Source organism: Kitasatospora sp. NPDC094019 (assembly GCF_044764505.1).
Taxonomy (GTDB): domain Bacteria; phylum Actinomycetota; class Actinomycetes; order Streptomycetales; family Streptomycetaceae; genus Kitasatospora.
In genome coordinates, this window is sequence record NZ_JBIWIF010000004.1 from 11659 (window position 1) to 25073 (window position 13415).

Below are 13415 nucleotides of genomic sequence, written 5' to 3' on the forward strand. Positions count from 1 at the left end.
CCTCCGCCGGTCACGCCCACCGGGGCCGGAGTCAGGGGCGGCGGGACGGGAGGAAGGAAGCGGGGACCAGAGCCAGGGCGAGAAGGAGCGCGGCGACCGCGTACACGAGGCGGAACCCGGAGGGGGTCGTACCGCAGGAGCTCAGGAGTACGGACAGGAGGGCCGTCCCCACCGATGCCCCGACCTGGGAGTTGATGCTCAGGAGGGTGCTCGCCGCAGCCAGCCGGTCCTCCGGGAGGTCCCGGGTGGCGGTGGTCATCGTCGGCATCAGGGTCGTGCCCGCGCCGACGCCCATCAGCATCGCCGCGCCGACGACCCGCCAGGCCGGCACTCCCTCGGTGCCCGTTTGCAGGGCGGTCAGGGCCATGCCGAGGGCGCCGACGGCGATGCCGAAGCGGATCAGGTGGCGCGGCGTGACCTTGTCGATACGGCGGGACGCGATCTGCATGGTCAGGCCGACGGCCAGACCGACCGGTGCGCCGAGGAGCCCGGCCGCCGTGGCGCTGAGTCCGCGTGCCTGCTGCCAGTACATCGGGGCGAGCAGCATCGATCCGAAGTACCCGCCGGTGAAGAGGGCGAGGGTGCCGATGCCCGCGGCGAAGGTGCGGTGGCGCAGCAGCCTGAGGTCGAGCAGCGGGCTGTCGGCCGTCAGGGCGCGGCGGACGAAGGCGGCCACGAGCATCGCACCGGCGAGGGCGGGCAGGAGGGTGCCGGGGGCGGTGAAGTCGCCCTGTTCTCCGCCGCGGGCCAGGCCGTGGAGCAGGAGGGCGAGGCCCGGGGAGAGCAGCAGCAGGCCGGGGACGTCGAGCCTGGGCGGCTCGGGGGTCGCCGGGCGCGGCGGGTCGGGGCGGAGCAGCTTGGCGGCGAGGAGGAGCGCGACCGCTCCGACGGGCAGGTTGACGAGGAAGATCCAGTGCCAGGAAGCGGTGTCGAGCAGCCAGCCGCCGAGGGCGGGGCCGGCCACCGGGCCGGCCAGGACGGGCAGTCCGAGCAGGGCCATCGCCCGGCCGAGGCGGGCCCGGTCGGCGGTGCGCATCACCATCGCCATGCCGACCGGGGTGAGCAGACCGCCGCCGAGCCCCTGGACGGCCCGGAAGGCGATCAGGCTGCCGACGTCCCAGGCGCACGCGGCGAGGAGGGAGCCGAGGGTGAAGAGGGTGAGGGCGGTCAGGTAGGTGCGTCTGGCGCCGTACCGGCCCATCGCCCAGGCGGCGGTGGGGACGACGGCGGCGAGCGCGAGGGTGTAGGCGGTGGCCGTCCACTGGACGGTCGTCAGCGGTGCGTGGAGTTCTTCGGAGAGGCTGCGCAGCGCGACATTGACGATCGTCATGTCGAGCACGGACATGACCGAGCCGGTGATGACGACGGCGAGGATGCGGTTGAGCGCGGCGGAGGAGCTCGGCGGAGGAGGTTCTGCCGTTGCCCGGACGGCCCGTTCGGCGGATCGGCTGATGACGGCCATGGCCCTGTCCCTCTCAGCCCTGGTAGGGGCGGGTGGTGCGGGCGGAGCGCAGGGTCCGGCCCCACCAGGCGAGCTGGCCGAGCATGCCCTTGGCGGCGCCCTCGCTGACGGCCGCGTCGCGCGGGGCGCCGTCCTCGCCGAGACCGGACCAGGGGCCGTGCAGGCTGACCGAGTCCCGGACCGTGACGGCGTGCAACTCGGCGAACACCAGGCGCAGTTGCTCGACCGCGCGCAGGCCGCCACCGAGGCCGCCGTAGGAGACGAAGCCGACCGGCTTGGCCTGCCACTGGGTGTAGTGCCAGTCGATGAGGTTCTTCAGGGCCGCCGGGAAGCTGTGGTTGTACTCGGGGGTGACGACGACGAAGGCGTCGGCGGCATCCAGACGGGGCGTCACGTCCGCGAGGGCGGCGGCGGCCTCCGGGGCCGGGGCGCCGCCCCAGCCGGGCATGACGAGCGGCAGGGGGACGTCCGCGAGGTCGATGACGTCCAGGTCCAGGCCGGGGTCGCCGTCGGCGGTGCCGAGGAACCAGTCGGTGACGGCGCGACCCTGGCGGCCCTCGCGGACGCTGCCGACGATGACGGCCACGCGCAGCGGGGCGCCCCCGGCGTTGGCGTCGGCGGTGTCCAGGACCGTGGCGGTGGTGGCAGGCATGACGAAGTCCCCTCCTGAGGCGGTTCGGCCGCCCCGTGCGGCCTTCCTCCGGTAAACTACAACGAACGTTGCAGAAATTACAACGGTCGTTGTAGTCGATGAGGAGGCGGACATGGGGAGCGACAACCGGACCGGAACGGGCGCGGCGCCCGAAGAGGTCTCGCCGCGGAAACTGGCGAAGCAGCGGGCCATGGCGAGCGCGGCCTGCGCGGTCTTCGGACGCGAGGGCTACACCCGCGCCTCGGTCGACGCGCTGGCGGCTGCCGCCGACGTCTCGACGCGCACCCTCTACAACCACTTCCCCGGTGGAAAGGCGGAGCTCTTCCGCACCGTCGTCACGTGGACCTCCGGTGAGGTGCGGGACACCCAGATCGCCCGGATCCGCGCCCTGGTCGACCCCGCCCGGCCGCCCCGCCCGGAGGACCTCGAACGGGATCTCGGCGCCCTCGCCCGTGCCCTCGTCGGCATGATGACCGACTTCCCGAACCACTTCGCCCTCGTCCGGCACATCCACGCCGAGGCCGACCACGTACCGCCGGAGCTGCTGGCCGCGTGGCGGGACGCGGGCCCCAGGCCGGCCGGGGAGGCCCTCGCCGAGGCGATGACGGTCCTCGCCGACGCCGGGCTGATCGACGTCCACGGGGACCCGGCCACGACGGCCGGGCACTTCACGGCCCTGATCTCGCACGCGATCGTGCAGCTGTCGCACTACGGAGTCCTGCCGCTGCCGCAGGAGGAGACCGACCGCCTGATCGACACCGGTGTCGCGGCGTTCCTCCGGGCCTACCGGGCCGGGTGACGGCACGACGCCCCCGGCGCCACCGGCGTCCCCGATGGAATGCCGGTGCTACGAGGCCGCCCGCAGCAGCGCGCCGTCCTGCCACTTGAGGATCTTGTCGAAGCTGACGATCGCTCCCCGGAGCGGGTGGTTGCGGAGTCGGACGTGGTCGGTGAGGGCGTGGATGAGGAACAGGCCCCGGCCGGACTCGGCGGTGAGGTCGGGCAGCGAGTCCAGGTCCACCGGCCGGAAGGTCGGCACCGGGTCGGCGGCCGGCGGGAGGACGTGGGTGTCGTAGGGGCGGCCCTCGCGGCGTGGGCGGTGGGTGGTGAGCAGCGGGCCGGGGACGGTGGCGCGGCCGCGTCGTCCGCCCGGCCGGCGGGGCTGGGCCCGGCCCGCCGGGCGGGCCGGCGGCGCGGCCGGGAGGGCGAGGGGGGCCGGACGGTCGGGGCCGGGCAGGCCGGGGCCCGAGTCGGTCACCTCGATCCGCAGCAGGTCGCCGCTGATGGACGCGGTGACCTGGTAGCCGTCGTCGGGCCGCCCGCAGGCGCCGTGCTCGACCGCGTTGGCGCACGCCTCGCTGAGGGCGACGCCGAGATCGTGGGCGATCTGCGGATCGACGCCCGCGGTCGCCATCGCGCCCAGCAGTATGCGGCGCGCGAGCGGCACGCTGGCCGGGTCGCGCTTGAGGTGCAGAGTCCACCAGATGTCCACGGGAGGTCCCTCCTGGCTGCGGCTCCACATATAACGAGGTATCTCCGGACGGTGCGGAGGTGAACCGTGCCGGAGGCCCGCTACCGCCCGTTCGGCGGATGGACGGGGGGACGGGCATGTGCCGAGCAGCGCACACCGAGGGCCGTGCGCGGGGCCGAACGGGGCATTCGTAGGGATTTCCCACCCTGCCGATCCGGTGGGTGTGGGCGATGAGATGATGTCCCGGCCATGAATGCCCCAGCCGCCGCCCCGCACCCGGGCGCCCCCGCACCGGACGCGCCGGTGGGGGACGCCGCCTGGGACCTGCGGCTTGCCCGGGCGGTTCCGTTCGCCCTGGTGTGCACGCTGGTGGCGGCCGCCGGGCACGCGCTCGCGGCCGGTGGCGAGGTCGCCCCGCCCACGCTCGCGGCCGGGTTCGCCGCCGTCCTGGTGCTCGCCACCGCCCTCGGCGGGCGGGAGCGCTCGCTCGGCGCGATCGCCGGGGCCCTGGCGGCGGGCCAGTTCGGCCTGCACCTCCTCTTCCACACCTACGGCGGCCACGGGGCGACCGGTGCGCACCACCACGGCGACCCGCTGGGCCACGGCCCGCTGACGCTGCCGCAGGTGGCCAGCCGACTGGTCTGCAACGAGGCCCGTCCGGGCACCCTGATCGGCCTGCCCGGGAGTCCGACCGCCGAACAGGTGGTGGCGGGCGCCGGCCTGGACCCGCAGGCGTACGCGGCCGCGCCCTGGTGGCAGGGCGGCGTGCTCGGGATGACGCCGGCGATGCTGGCGGCCCACCTCGGCGCGGCGCTGCTGGCCGGCTGGTGGCTGCGGCGCGGCGAGGCGGCGCTCTGGCGGCTGGTGCGGATCACCGCCTCGGCGGCCCGGACCGGAGCGGCGGAGCCGCTGCGGACGGCGTGCGCGCTGGCCGCGGTGCTGCTGCGCGGCCTGCTCGGGCTGCCCGGCGGACCGGTCCGCCGGGCCGGTGGCCGCGACGGGGACGACCCGTTGCCGGCCGGTGCCGTGCTGCGGCACAGCGTGGTGCGGCGCGGGCCGCCCCTCGGGGCCCTCGCGTACTGACCCGCCCCCGAGTCCCCGGTGTCCCCCCACCGGTACCGGTCCGGTGGCGGTCGGGAGTACGCGGCGCCGTGCCGTACCCGCCCGGTCCCGTGCGGTGCTGCGGCCTCCCCCCACTTCTTCCCCCGCCGCGCGGCCCCACCGGGGCACGGACCCTTCCGTGCCCGGGAGCGGCCGAGCCTCCGATCGGAGACACGAACCCCATGCGTTCCCTTCCCGCCCGTCGTACCGCCGCCGTCGTCCTCGCCGCCGCCGCTTCCGTGGTCGCGCTGGCCGGCCCCGCCTTCGCCCACGTCACCGTGAACCCCGGCAGTGCCGAGCAGGGCGGCTACACCGCCGTCGACTTCCGGGTCCCGAACGAGAACGACGCCGCCGGCACCGTGAAGCTGGAGGTCAACCTCCCGCTGGACCACCCGCTGGCCTCGGTCCGCACCCAGCCGCTGCCGGGCTGGACCTCCACCGTCGAGAAGGCCAAGCTGGACAAGCCGATCAAGGTCCACGGCAACGACGTCAACGAGGCCGTCTCCAAGATCACCTGGACTGCCGACGCCGGCGTGAAGATCGCCCCCGGCCAGTTCCAGGAGTTCCGGGTCTCGCTCGGCCCGCTGCCGACCGACACCGACACGATGGTCTTCAAGGCCCTGCAGACCTACGACAACGGCGACGTCGTCCGCTGGATCGACGAGGCCAAGGCCGGCCAGCCGGAGCCGGCCAAGCCCGCCCCGGTGCTGAAGCTGACCAAGGCCGCCTCCTCCGACGGCCACGGCGCGACCGCCTCCGCCACCCCGGCGGCCACCCCCGACAACCACACCGCCGGGCACGGCGACGCCGCGAAGAACGAGACCGCCTCGGACGACAAGGCCAGCGACTCCACCGCCCGGGTGCTCGGCGTGGTCGGCATCGTGGTCGGCGTGATCGGCACCGCCGTCGGCGTCCTCGGCCTGCGCCGCCGGAACGGCGGCTCGGCCTCCTGATCCCAGCACCGGCGGGGCCGCGCCCGGCACCCGTCGCGGCCGCGCCCGCGTCCCGGGCGCGGCCCCGCCGGTGATCCACCGCACACGATCGGACCTTCCCATGCACCGCTCCGCCCGTACCCCCCGCGCCGCCCGCCTGGCCGGGGCCACCGCCGTCGCCCTGGCCGCCGCGCTCGCGCTGACGGCCTGCGGCTCCTCCGGCTCCGACACCGCCGGCCCCGCCAAGGTCGTCCAGCAGAAGAGCGACTCGCCCTACGAGGGCACCGTGCTCGGCAAGAACTTCGACAAGCCCGACCTCCAGCTGACCGACACCTCCGGCCAGCCCTACGACCTGCGGCAGAAGACCGGCGGCCGGACCACCCTGCTGTTCTTCGGCTACACCAGCTGCCCGGACGTCTGCCCGACCACCATGGGCGACATCGGCGTGGCGATGAAGAAGCTCTCCCCGGAGGAGCGGCAGAAGGTCGACGTCGTGTTCGTCTCCACCGACCCGCAGCGCGACACCCCGCAGGTGCTGCGCGCCTGGCTGGACTCGATGGGCAGCGACTTCATAGGTCTGACCGGGGACCTGGCCAAGGTGAAGGCCGCCGCCAAGGCGCTCGGCATCCTGATCGAGGACCCGGTGACCAACGCGGACGGCAGCGTCACCTCCACCCACGGCGCCCAGGTGCTGGCCTTCCTGCCCTCCGACGACAAGGCGCACGTGCTCTACCTGAGCGGCACCGAGGTGAAGACCTTCGAGCACGACCTGCCGCTGCTGGCCAAGGGGGTCGCCGCATGAAGGGCGCCCTCGGCTTCCGCCGGACGGCGCTGGCAGGGGCGGTGCTGGCGACGGCACTGGGCGGCGGCGCCTTCCTGGTCGCCTGCGGGAACGGCGGCCAGGACGGTGGCGGCGCGGCCGCCGGCGGAGGGGCGGCCCGACTCAGCGTCGCCGACTCCTACATCCCGATGCCGCCGGCCGGTGGCATGGCGGCCGGCTACCTGACGGTGCGCAACGAGGGCGGCGAGGGCGACGAACTGGTCAAGGTCTCCAGCCCGGGCGCCTCCTCGGTCACCATGCACCGTTCCACCGCCAGCACCATGGAGCAGGTCGAGAAGCTCGACGTCCCCGCGCACGGCGCGCTGCAGCTCGCCCGGGGCGGCACCCACCTGATGATCATGGGGTGGCAGAAGGCCCCGGTCCTGGGCGACGAGCTCGAACTCGACCTGACCTTCACCCGCACCGGCACCATCTCGGTCAAGGTGCCGGTCAAGGAGCTCACCTACCGGCCCGGCCAGCAGTAAGGGATCGCACGATGCTGATGGGACGGACGACGCCGGAGGCACGACCGGCGACGGCGGGAACGACCACCGCAGGGGCGGCGACGCGGACGACGGCTCGGACGGCGACGCGAACGGCAGCTCGGACGACGGCTCGGACGACGGCTCGGGCCGCGAAGCCGAGGCTGCTGGGCCGGCGGATCACCGGACTGCTCGGCGTGCTCGGCGCCGTCCTCGCACTCCTGCTCGCCGGCGCCGGACCGGCCGCCGCGCACGCCGCGCTGCAGTCCACCGACCCGGCGCAGAACGCCGTCCTGCCCACCGCGCCGCAGGCCGTCACACTGACCTTCAGCGAGGCCGTCTCGCTCTCCTCGGACTCGGTGCGGGTGCTCGACCCGGCCGGCCGGGCGGTGGACTCGGGCAGCCCCGCGCACGCCGACGGCAAGGACAACACCGCCCGGGTCGGGCTCGGCCCCGGACTCGCCAACGGCACCTACACCGTCGCCTGGCGGGCCGTGTCGGAGGACTCGCACCCGATCGGCGGGGCCTTCACCTTCTCGATCGGCGCGCCCTCGGCCACCACCGTCTCCACCACCGCCCTGCAGAGCGCCGAGGCCGACGGCCTGGTCGCCGCGCTCTACGGCACCGGCCGGACGGTCGCCTACGCGGCGTTCGCGCTGCTCGCCGGGGCGGCCGCCTTCGTCCTGCTCTGCTGGCCGGCCGGGGCGGCCCGACGCCCGGTGCAGCGCCTGCTGATGACCGGTTGGGTGGCCCTGCTGGTGTCCACCGTCGCAGTACTGATGCTGCGCGGACCGTACGAGCGGGGCTCCGGCGTCGGCAAGGCGTTCGACCTGTCGCTGGTCCGGGCCACCCTGGACGAGCGGATCGGGACGGCGCTGGCGGCCCGGCTGCTGCTGCTCGCGGCGAGCGGGGTGTTCCTCTCCCTGCTGGTCGGTCAGCTCGGGCTGCCGCAGGCCCGCACCGCCAGGACCGCCGGGCCGGGTGCTACCGGATCCGGAACCGCCGGCGCGGGGACGGCCGGCGCGGACGCCGATCCGGAGGAGGCCGAGCTGCGGGAGCTGGAGCGGCGCGCCGCCGAACGCCCGCAGCGCGAGGCCCGGCTCGGCCTCGGGGTCGCCGGACTGGTGCTGGCCGTCGCCCTCTCGGCGACCTGGGCCGGCGCGGACCACGCCTCGGTGGGCATCCAGGTCTGGCTGGCGCTGCCGCTCGGCATGCTCCACCTGGTCGCCATGGCGCTCTGGCTGGGCGGCCTGGCCGCGATGCTGGTCGGGCTGCGCGAGGGGATCGGCGCGGACGTCGCGGACCGCTTCTCCAGGATCGCGTTCGGCGCCGTCCTGGTCCTGGTCGGCACCGGCGTCTACCAGTCCTGGCGCGGCGTCGGCAGCTGGGGCGCGCTGACCGGCACCGACTACGGGCGGCTGCTGCTGGTGAAGACCGGCTGCGTGATCGCCATGCTCGGCGCCGCCTGGATGTCCCGCGGCTGGCTCGCCCGGCTGCGCGCCGCCCCCGAGGAGGCGGCCGAGGTCGCGCCGGAGCCGGTCGCGGTCACCGCGACCGCCGCGGCCGCGTCCGGTACCGACAGCGCTTCCGGCGCGGACGCGGACGCCGAGGACCCGGTCCGGCAGGCCCAGCTGGCCCGTCAGCGGACGGCCCGGGCGAACGCGGACCGGGACCGCGGACTCACCCCGACCCGGGCCGGGCTGCGCCGCTCGGTGCTGGTCGAGGCGGCGGTCGCGGTGGCCGTCCTGGTGGTCACCACCCTGCTCACCAACTCCCCGCCCGGACGGGTGGCGGGCGAGGTCGCGGCCGCCGCGGCGAACGGCGCCGCCACGACGTCCGGCGGCACCACCGGAGGCAGCACCGGCGGGGCACCCGCCCCGCAGACGGTGCCCGGCCGGACCGTCGAGCTCAAGCTCCCGTACGACACCAAGGGCCGGACCCCGAACGCCAAGGGCACCGCCACCGTCACCCTCAACCCGGCCGGCACCGGGTCGAACGAGGTCCACCTGAAGCTGGACGGCGCGGACGGCTCGCCCGTCGAGGTGCCCGAGGTCGAGCTCGCCTTCACCCTGCCGGACCGCGACCTCGGCCCGCTCACCGTCCCGCTCACCGCCGAGGGCACCGGCCGCTGGACCGGGACGGCGCAGCTGCCGCTCGCCGGGAACTGGGTGGTGTCGGTGGTGGTCAGATCCTCCGACATCGACCAGACCACGGAGATCCAGCAGCTGAAGATCGGATAGGGCGGACCATCCCCATGGAGACCAGCACCAGCGTGAACTCCGGCACCGCCGGACCCGGCCCCGACGCCGACGGGGCCCCCGCGGGCCGTGCGCCCGGCCTGACCCGGCGGACCCTGCTGGGAACCGCCGGGGCCGGCCTCGTGGTCGGCGCCGGCGCCGGGGCGGCGACGGCCCTGGCCGTGGAGCGGCGCGACCCGGGTCCGGCCCGGGCGGCGACCGGCGCGGACCCCCGGCTGGGAGCCGCCGCGGTGGGATTCCACGGCGAGCACCAGGCCGGGATCCTCGAACCCCAGCAGGCCCGGGTCCAACTGGCCGCCTTCGACCTGGCCACCGGCGTCGGCCGGGACGGCGTGCGGGCCCTGCTCCGGCGCTGGTCGCGCACCGCCGCCCGGATGGCGGTGGGAGAGCCGGCCGACGAGTTCGAGAACCAGATCGCCCTGGACGCCGGTCCCTGCTCGCTCACCGTCACCTTCGGCTTCGGCGGCTCGCTGTTCGACCGGACCGGACTGGCCGACCGGCGCCCGGCCGGGCTGGAGCCGCTGCCCGCCTTCCCGGCCGACGCGCTGGACCCGGCCCGCGGCGACGGCGACCTGTTCGTGCAGATCGGCGCCGACGACGCCCTGGTCGCGGTGCACGCGCTGCGGGTGCTCCAGCGGCAGGCGGCCGGCACGGCGGCGCTGCGCTGGCAGACGGCCGGCTTCGCCAGGACGCCCGGCGCCACCGCCGGCCCCATGACCGGGCGCAATCTGATGGGCCAGGTCGACGGCACCAACAACCCCCGGCCGGACGAGGACGGCTTCGCGGCCAAGGTGTTCGTCGCCGTCGGCGGCGAGCAGCCGGCCTGGCTGGCGGGCGGCTCGTTCCTCGTGTTCCGGCGGATCCGGATGCTGCTGGACAACTGGGAGGCGCTGCCGGTGGACCGCCAGGAGCGGGTGATCGGACGGCGCAAGTCGGACGGCGCGCCGCTCGGCGCGGCCGCCGACGCGGGCGAGCGCACGCCGGTGGACCTCGCCGCCCAGGCGGCGGACGGGTCGCTGGCCGTGCCCTCGGACGCGCACATCCGGGTCGCGGCCCCGGCCGCCAACGGCGGGGCGGCCATGCTGCGGCGCGGGTTCTCGTACCACGACGGGCTGCTGCCCGACGGGTCGCCGGACGCCGGACTGCTCTTCCTGGCCTTCCAGTCCGACCCGCGCAAGGGTTTCACCCCGGTGCAGCGCAAGCTGGCCCGGGGGGACGGGCTGTCCCGCTTCCTGCGGCACGAGGCGAGCGGGCTGTACGCCGTCCCGGCGGGCGCGGCGCCGGACGGCTACGTCGGGCAGGCCCTGTTCGACTGACCGGCCCGGCCCGACCCGGCTCGACCGACCGGACCGGGCCGACGACCTGGTGTCCACCACTCGTCCCGACTCCTCCCACGGAGCGGAACACGATCGTGGGCGGCGCCCGAAGTGGCTAAGGTTGCTTCTTTCGGCGGTCCGCCGATCCCTTGCCCGTCCTGTTCCCTGGAGGCGTCATGTCGGCCACCCGCTACACGTACCTCGGGCCGGCGGGCACCTTTACCGAGGCGGCCCTGCGCACCCTGCCGGAGGCGGCGACCCGGGAGCTGGTACCGATGTCCTCGGTGCAACTGGTGCTGGACGCGGTGCGCACCGGCGACGCCTCCGGCGCGTTCGTGCCGATCGAGAACTCGGTCGAGGGCGCCGTCACGGCCACCAACGACGAGCTGGCCTCCGGCGCCCCGCTGATGATCTACCGCGAGGTGCTGCTGCCGATCACCTTCGCGCTGCTGGTGCGGCCGGGCACCGGGATGTCGGACATCAAGACCGTCACCAGCCACCCGGTGGCGCAGGCCCAGGTCCGCCGTTGGCTCGCCGCCAACCTCCCGGACGCGCACTGGGAGTCGGCCGCCTCGAACGCCGACGGCGCCCGGCTGGTCGCCGAGGGCCGGTACGACGGGGCGTTCGCGGGCGAGTTCGCGGCCCCGATCTACGGCCTGGACCCGCTGGTCAAGGACATCGTGGACGCGCAGAGCGCGACCACCCGGTTCGTCCTGGTGGGCCGCCCGGGGCGGGTCTCCTCGCCGACCGGGGCGGACAAGACCTCGATGGTGGCCTGGCTGCCGGACGACCACCCGGGCGCGCTGCTGGAGCTGCTCCAGGAGTTCGCGGTGCGCGGGGTCAACCTGATGCGGATCGAGTCCCGCCCGACCGGTGAGGGGCTCGGCAACTACTGCTTCCTCATCGACTGCGAGGGGCACCTCAGCGACCGCCGGGTCGGCGAGGCGCTGATGGGGCTCAAGCGGATCTGCCCGCAGGTGCGGTTCCTCGGTTCCTATCCGCGCGCCGACCGGCAGGTGTCCGGGCACCAGCGGCCCGGTACCTCGGACGCGGATTTCGGCGCGGCCGCCGACTGGCTCTCCCGCTGCCTCGACGGCCGCGGCGACATCTGAGTCCGTCCGGGGACCGCGGACATCCGGGGGACATTCCCCGGCCACTTGTCCTTTTCGAACCGTTTTCTGCAGTGCCGGGCGGTCGTCCACAGGGCGGCCGCCCCGGCCCCCGGCTTGTCCACAGGGGCCTCCACTGTCCACAGGCCCGAGTTATCCACAGGCTTGGGGACGAGTCGACAAACCGGTATAGCCACTGCGCACATCGGTCGGATCATCGGTTTGCGTCGTAGAGATGACTAATCGGACCAGAGTCACCCGGGTGTCGGCAAATCACCCGTCCGAGTGCTTCAATTCCCTCACCCGGGAAGGTCAAATGAGGTTTCAAACCTGAATTCCATGGTTCGTTCCTCGGTCCACCGGCGGCACTCGACGATCCACAGCCCCGGCCCCGCGCCTGTGGATAACCGGTCCCCGGATCGTTTCCCACAAGAGTTATCCACAGGCTGTGGCGAGTTATCCCCAGGGGAAAACCGGTACCGGTGGACGGGTCCCCGCCCGGTAGGCTTGGGCGCGTGATTGACCTTCGCCTGCTCCGTGAGGACCCTGACCGAGTGCGCGCCTCGCAGCGCGTCCGTGGCGAGGACGTCGACCTGGTCGACGCCCTCCTCTCCGCCGACGAACGGCGCCGGTCCTCGGGCACGCGCTTCGACGAACTGCGTGCCGAGCAGCGGTCGCTCGGCAAGCTCGTCGCCAAGGCCCAGGGCGAGGAGAAGGCCGCCCTGCTCCAGCGCACCAAGGAGCTGGCCGCCGAGGTCAAGGCCGCCGACGCCGAACAGGGCGAGGCCAAGGACGAGGCCGAGCGCCTGCTCCGCTCGCTGGCGAACCTCATCGACCCGGCCGCCCCGGTCGGCGGCGAGGAGGACTTCGTCACCCTGGAGGAGATCGGCACCCCGCGCGACTTCGCCGCCGAGGGCTTCGAGCCCCGCGACCACGTCGAGCTGGGCCGGCTGCTCGGCGCGATCGACACCGAGCGCGGCGCCAAGGTCGCCGGTGCCCGGTCCTACTACCTGACCGGTGTCGGCGCGCTGCTGGAGCTCGCCCTGGTCAACATGGCGATCGCCCAGGCCACCGCCGCCGGCTTCGTGCCGATGATCACCCCGGCCCTGGTCCGCCCGGCCGCCATGGACGGCACCGGCTTCCTCGGCCAGGCCGCGGAGAACGTGTACTACCTGGAGGACGACGAGCGCTACCTCGTCGGCACCAGCGAGGTCCCGCTCGCGGCGTACCACATGGACGAGATCCTCGACGCCGACAAGCTGCCGCTGCGCTACGCGGGCTACTCGTCCTGCTTCCGCCGCGAGGCCGGCACCTACGGCAAGGACACCCGCGGCATCATCCGCGTCCACCAGTTCGAGAAGGTGGAGATGTTCGTCTTCACCACCCCCGAGGACGCCGAGAACGAGCACCGCCGTCTGCTCCAGTGGGAGAAGGACTTCCTCAACGCGCTCGAACTGCCCTACCGAGTCATCGACGTCGCCTCCGGCGACCTCGGCTCCTCGGCCGCGCGCAAGTTCGACATCGAGGCGTGGGTCCCCACCCAGGGCAAGTACCGCGAGGTCACCTCGACCTCCAACACCACCGAGTACCAGTCGCGCCGCCTCTCCATCCGGATGCGCGAGGACGGCAGGACCCGCCCGCTGGCCACGCTGAACGGCACCCTGGTCGCCGTTCCGCGCACCATCGTGGCGATCCTGGAGAACCACCAGCAGCCCGACGGCTCGGTCGTGGTCCCCGAGGCGCTCCGCCCGTACCTCGGCGGCCGCACCGTGCTGGAGCCGGTCAAGTAGCACCGGCCCCGCCGGTCCGCAG

Annotated in this window: 12 protein-coding genes; 9 read left to right on the top strand and 3 right to left on the bottom strand. The window is 74.5% G+C overall.

All coding sequences use genetic code 11. The annotated features are described in order from the left end of the window. Positions 1–31: 31 nt before the first annotated feature. Entirely contained in the window at positions 32–1462 is a 1431-nt protein-coding gene (locus ACIQ9P_RS10200) for a DHA2 family efflux MFS transporter permease subunit (protein ID WP_402352768.1), read from the bottom strand. 13 nt (positions 1463–1475) lie between these two features. Continuing rightward, positions 1476–2114: an NADPH-dependent FMN reductase gene (locus ACIQ9P_RS10205; RefSeq protein ID WP_402352771.1), complete on the bottom strand. Its 639-nt coding sequence runs from the start codon at positions 2112–2114 to the stop codon at positions 1476–1478. A gap of 112 nt (positions 2115–2226) precedes the next feature. On the opposite strand from ACIQ9P_RS10205, the gene ACIQ9P_RS10210 reads away from it, so the two are divergent. After that, positions 2227–2913 carry a TetR/AcrR family transcriptional regulator gene (locus tag ACIQ9P_RS10210; protein WP_402352774.1) on the top strand — a complete coding sequence of 229 codons (687 nt, stop codon included), beginning with the start codon at positions 2227–2229 and terminating at the stop codon, positions 2911–2913. Between the two features lie 48 nt (positions 2914–2961). Here ACIQ9P_RS10210 and ACIQ9P_RS10215 read toward each other — a convergent pair whose 3' ends face one another. Continuing rightward, positions 2962–3606, bottom strand: coding sequence for an ATP-binding protein (locus ACIQ9P_RS10215; RefSeq protein WP_402352777.1), 645 nt, complete (start codon positions 3604–3606; stop codon positions 2962–2964). Positions 3607–3834: 228 nt separating this feature from the next. Here ACIQ9P_RS10215 and ACIQ9P_RS10220 point away from each other — a divergent pair, with 228 nt between their 5' ends. The 8 genes from ACIQ9P_RS10220 to serS all read left to right on the top strand — a co-directional run bounded on the left by ACIQ9P_RS10220 (position 3835) and on the right by serS (position 13393). After that, positions 3835–4668: a hypothetical protein gene (locus ACIQ9P_RS10220; protein WP_402352780.1), complete on the top strand. Its 834-nt coding sequence runs from the start codon at positions 3835–3837 to the stop codon at positions 4666–4668. Positions 4669–4868: 200 nt separating this feature from the next. Further along, a complete protein-coding gene (locus tag ACIQ9P_RS10225; protein WP_402352783.1) occupies positions 4869–5639 on the top strand; it encodes a YcnI family protein in 771 nt (256 codons plus the stop codon). Positions 5640–5739: 100 nt separating this feature from the next. Next, positions 5740–6420, top strand: a complete 681-nt coding sequence (locus ACIQ9P_RS10230; RefSeq protein ID WP_402352788.1) for an SCO family protein — start codon at positions 5740–5742, stop codon at positions 6418–6420. After that, a complete protein-coding gene (locus ACIQ9P_RS10235) occupies positions 6417–6923 on the top strand; it encodes a copper chaperone PCu(A)C (RefSeq protein WP_402352791.1) in 507 nt (168 codons plus the stop codon). Before ACIQ9P_RS10230 ends, ACIQ9P_RS10235 begins: the two co-directional genes overlap by 4 nt. A gap of 194 nt (positions 6924–7117) precedes the next feature. Then, a complete protein-coding gene (locus tag ACIQ9P_RS10240; protein ID WP_402352794.1) occupies positions 7118–9160 on the top strand; it encodes a FixH family protein in 2043 nt (680 codons plus the stop codon). A gap of 14 nt (positions 9161–9174) precedes the next feature. Continuing rightward, entirely contained in the window at positions 9175–10494 is a 1320-nt protein-coding gene (efeB, locus tag ACIQ9P_RS10245; RefSeq protein ID WP_402352797.1) for an iron uptake transporter deferrochelatase/peroxidase subunit, read from the top strand. A 176-nt stretch (positions 10495–10670) separates the two neighbouring features. Then, entirely contained in the window at positions 10671–11606 is a 936-nt protein-coding gene (pheA, locus tag ACIQ9P_RS10250) for a prephenate dehydratase (RefSeq protein WP_402352800.1), read from the top strand. 512 nt (positions 11607–12118) lie between these two features. After that, positions 12119–13393: a serine--tRNA ligase gene (serS, locus tag ACIQ9P_RS10255; RefSeq protein WP_402352803.1), complete on the top strand. Its 1275-nt coding sequence runs from the start codon at positions 12119–12121 to the stop codon at positions 13391–13393. Positions 13394–13415: the final 22 nt, after the last annotated feature.

Coding starts and splice junctions, on each gene's coding strand:
- ACIQ9P_RS10200 (WP_402352768.1), bottom strand. CDS start 1,462: ATGGCCGTCATCAGCCGATCCGCCGAACGGGCCGTCCGGGCAACGGCA.
- ACIQ9P_RS10205 (WP_402352771.1), bottom strand. CDS start 2,114: ATGCCTGCCACCACCGCCACGGTCCTGGACACCGCCGACGCCAACGCC.
- ACIQ9P_RS10210 (WP_402352774.1), top strand. CDS start 2,227: ATGGGGAGCGACAACCGGACCGGAACGGGCGCGGCGCCCGAAGAGGTC.
- ACIQ9P_RS10220 (WP_402352780.1), top strand. CDS start 3,835: ATGAATGCCCCAGCCGCCGCCCCGCACCCGGGCGCCCCCGCACCGGAC.
- ACIQ9P_RS10225 (WP_402352783.1), top strand. CDS start 4,869: ATGCGTTCCCTTCCCGCCCGTCGTACCGCCGCCGTCGTCCTCGCCGCC.
- ACIQ9P_RS10230 (WP_402352788.1), top strand. CDS start 5,740: ATGCACCGCTCCGCCCGTACCCCCCGCGCCGCCCGCCTGGCCGGGGCC.
- ACIQ9P_RS10235 (WP_402352791.1), top strand. CDS start 6,417: ATGAAGGGCGCCCTCGGCTTCCGCCGGACGGCGCTGGCAGGGGCGGTG.
- efeB (WP_402352797.1), top strand. CDS start 9,175: ATGGAGACCAGCACCAGCGTGAACTCCGGCACCGCCGGACCCGGCCCC.
- pheA (WP_402352800.1), top strand. CDS start 10,671: ATGTCGGCCACCCGCTACACGTACCTCGGGCCGGCGGGCACCTTTACC.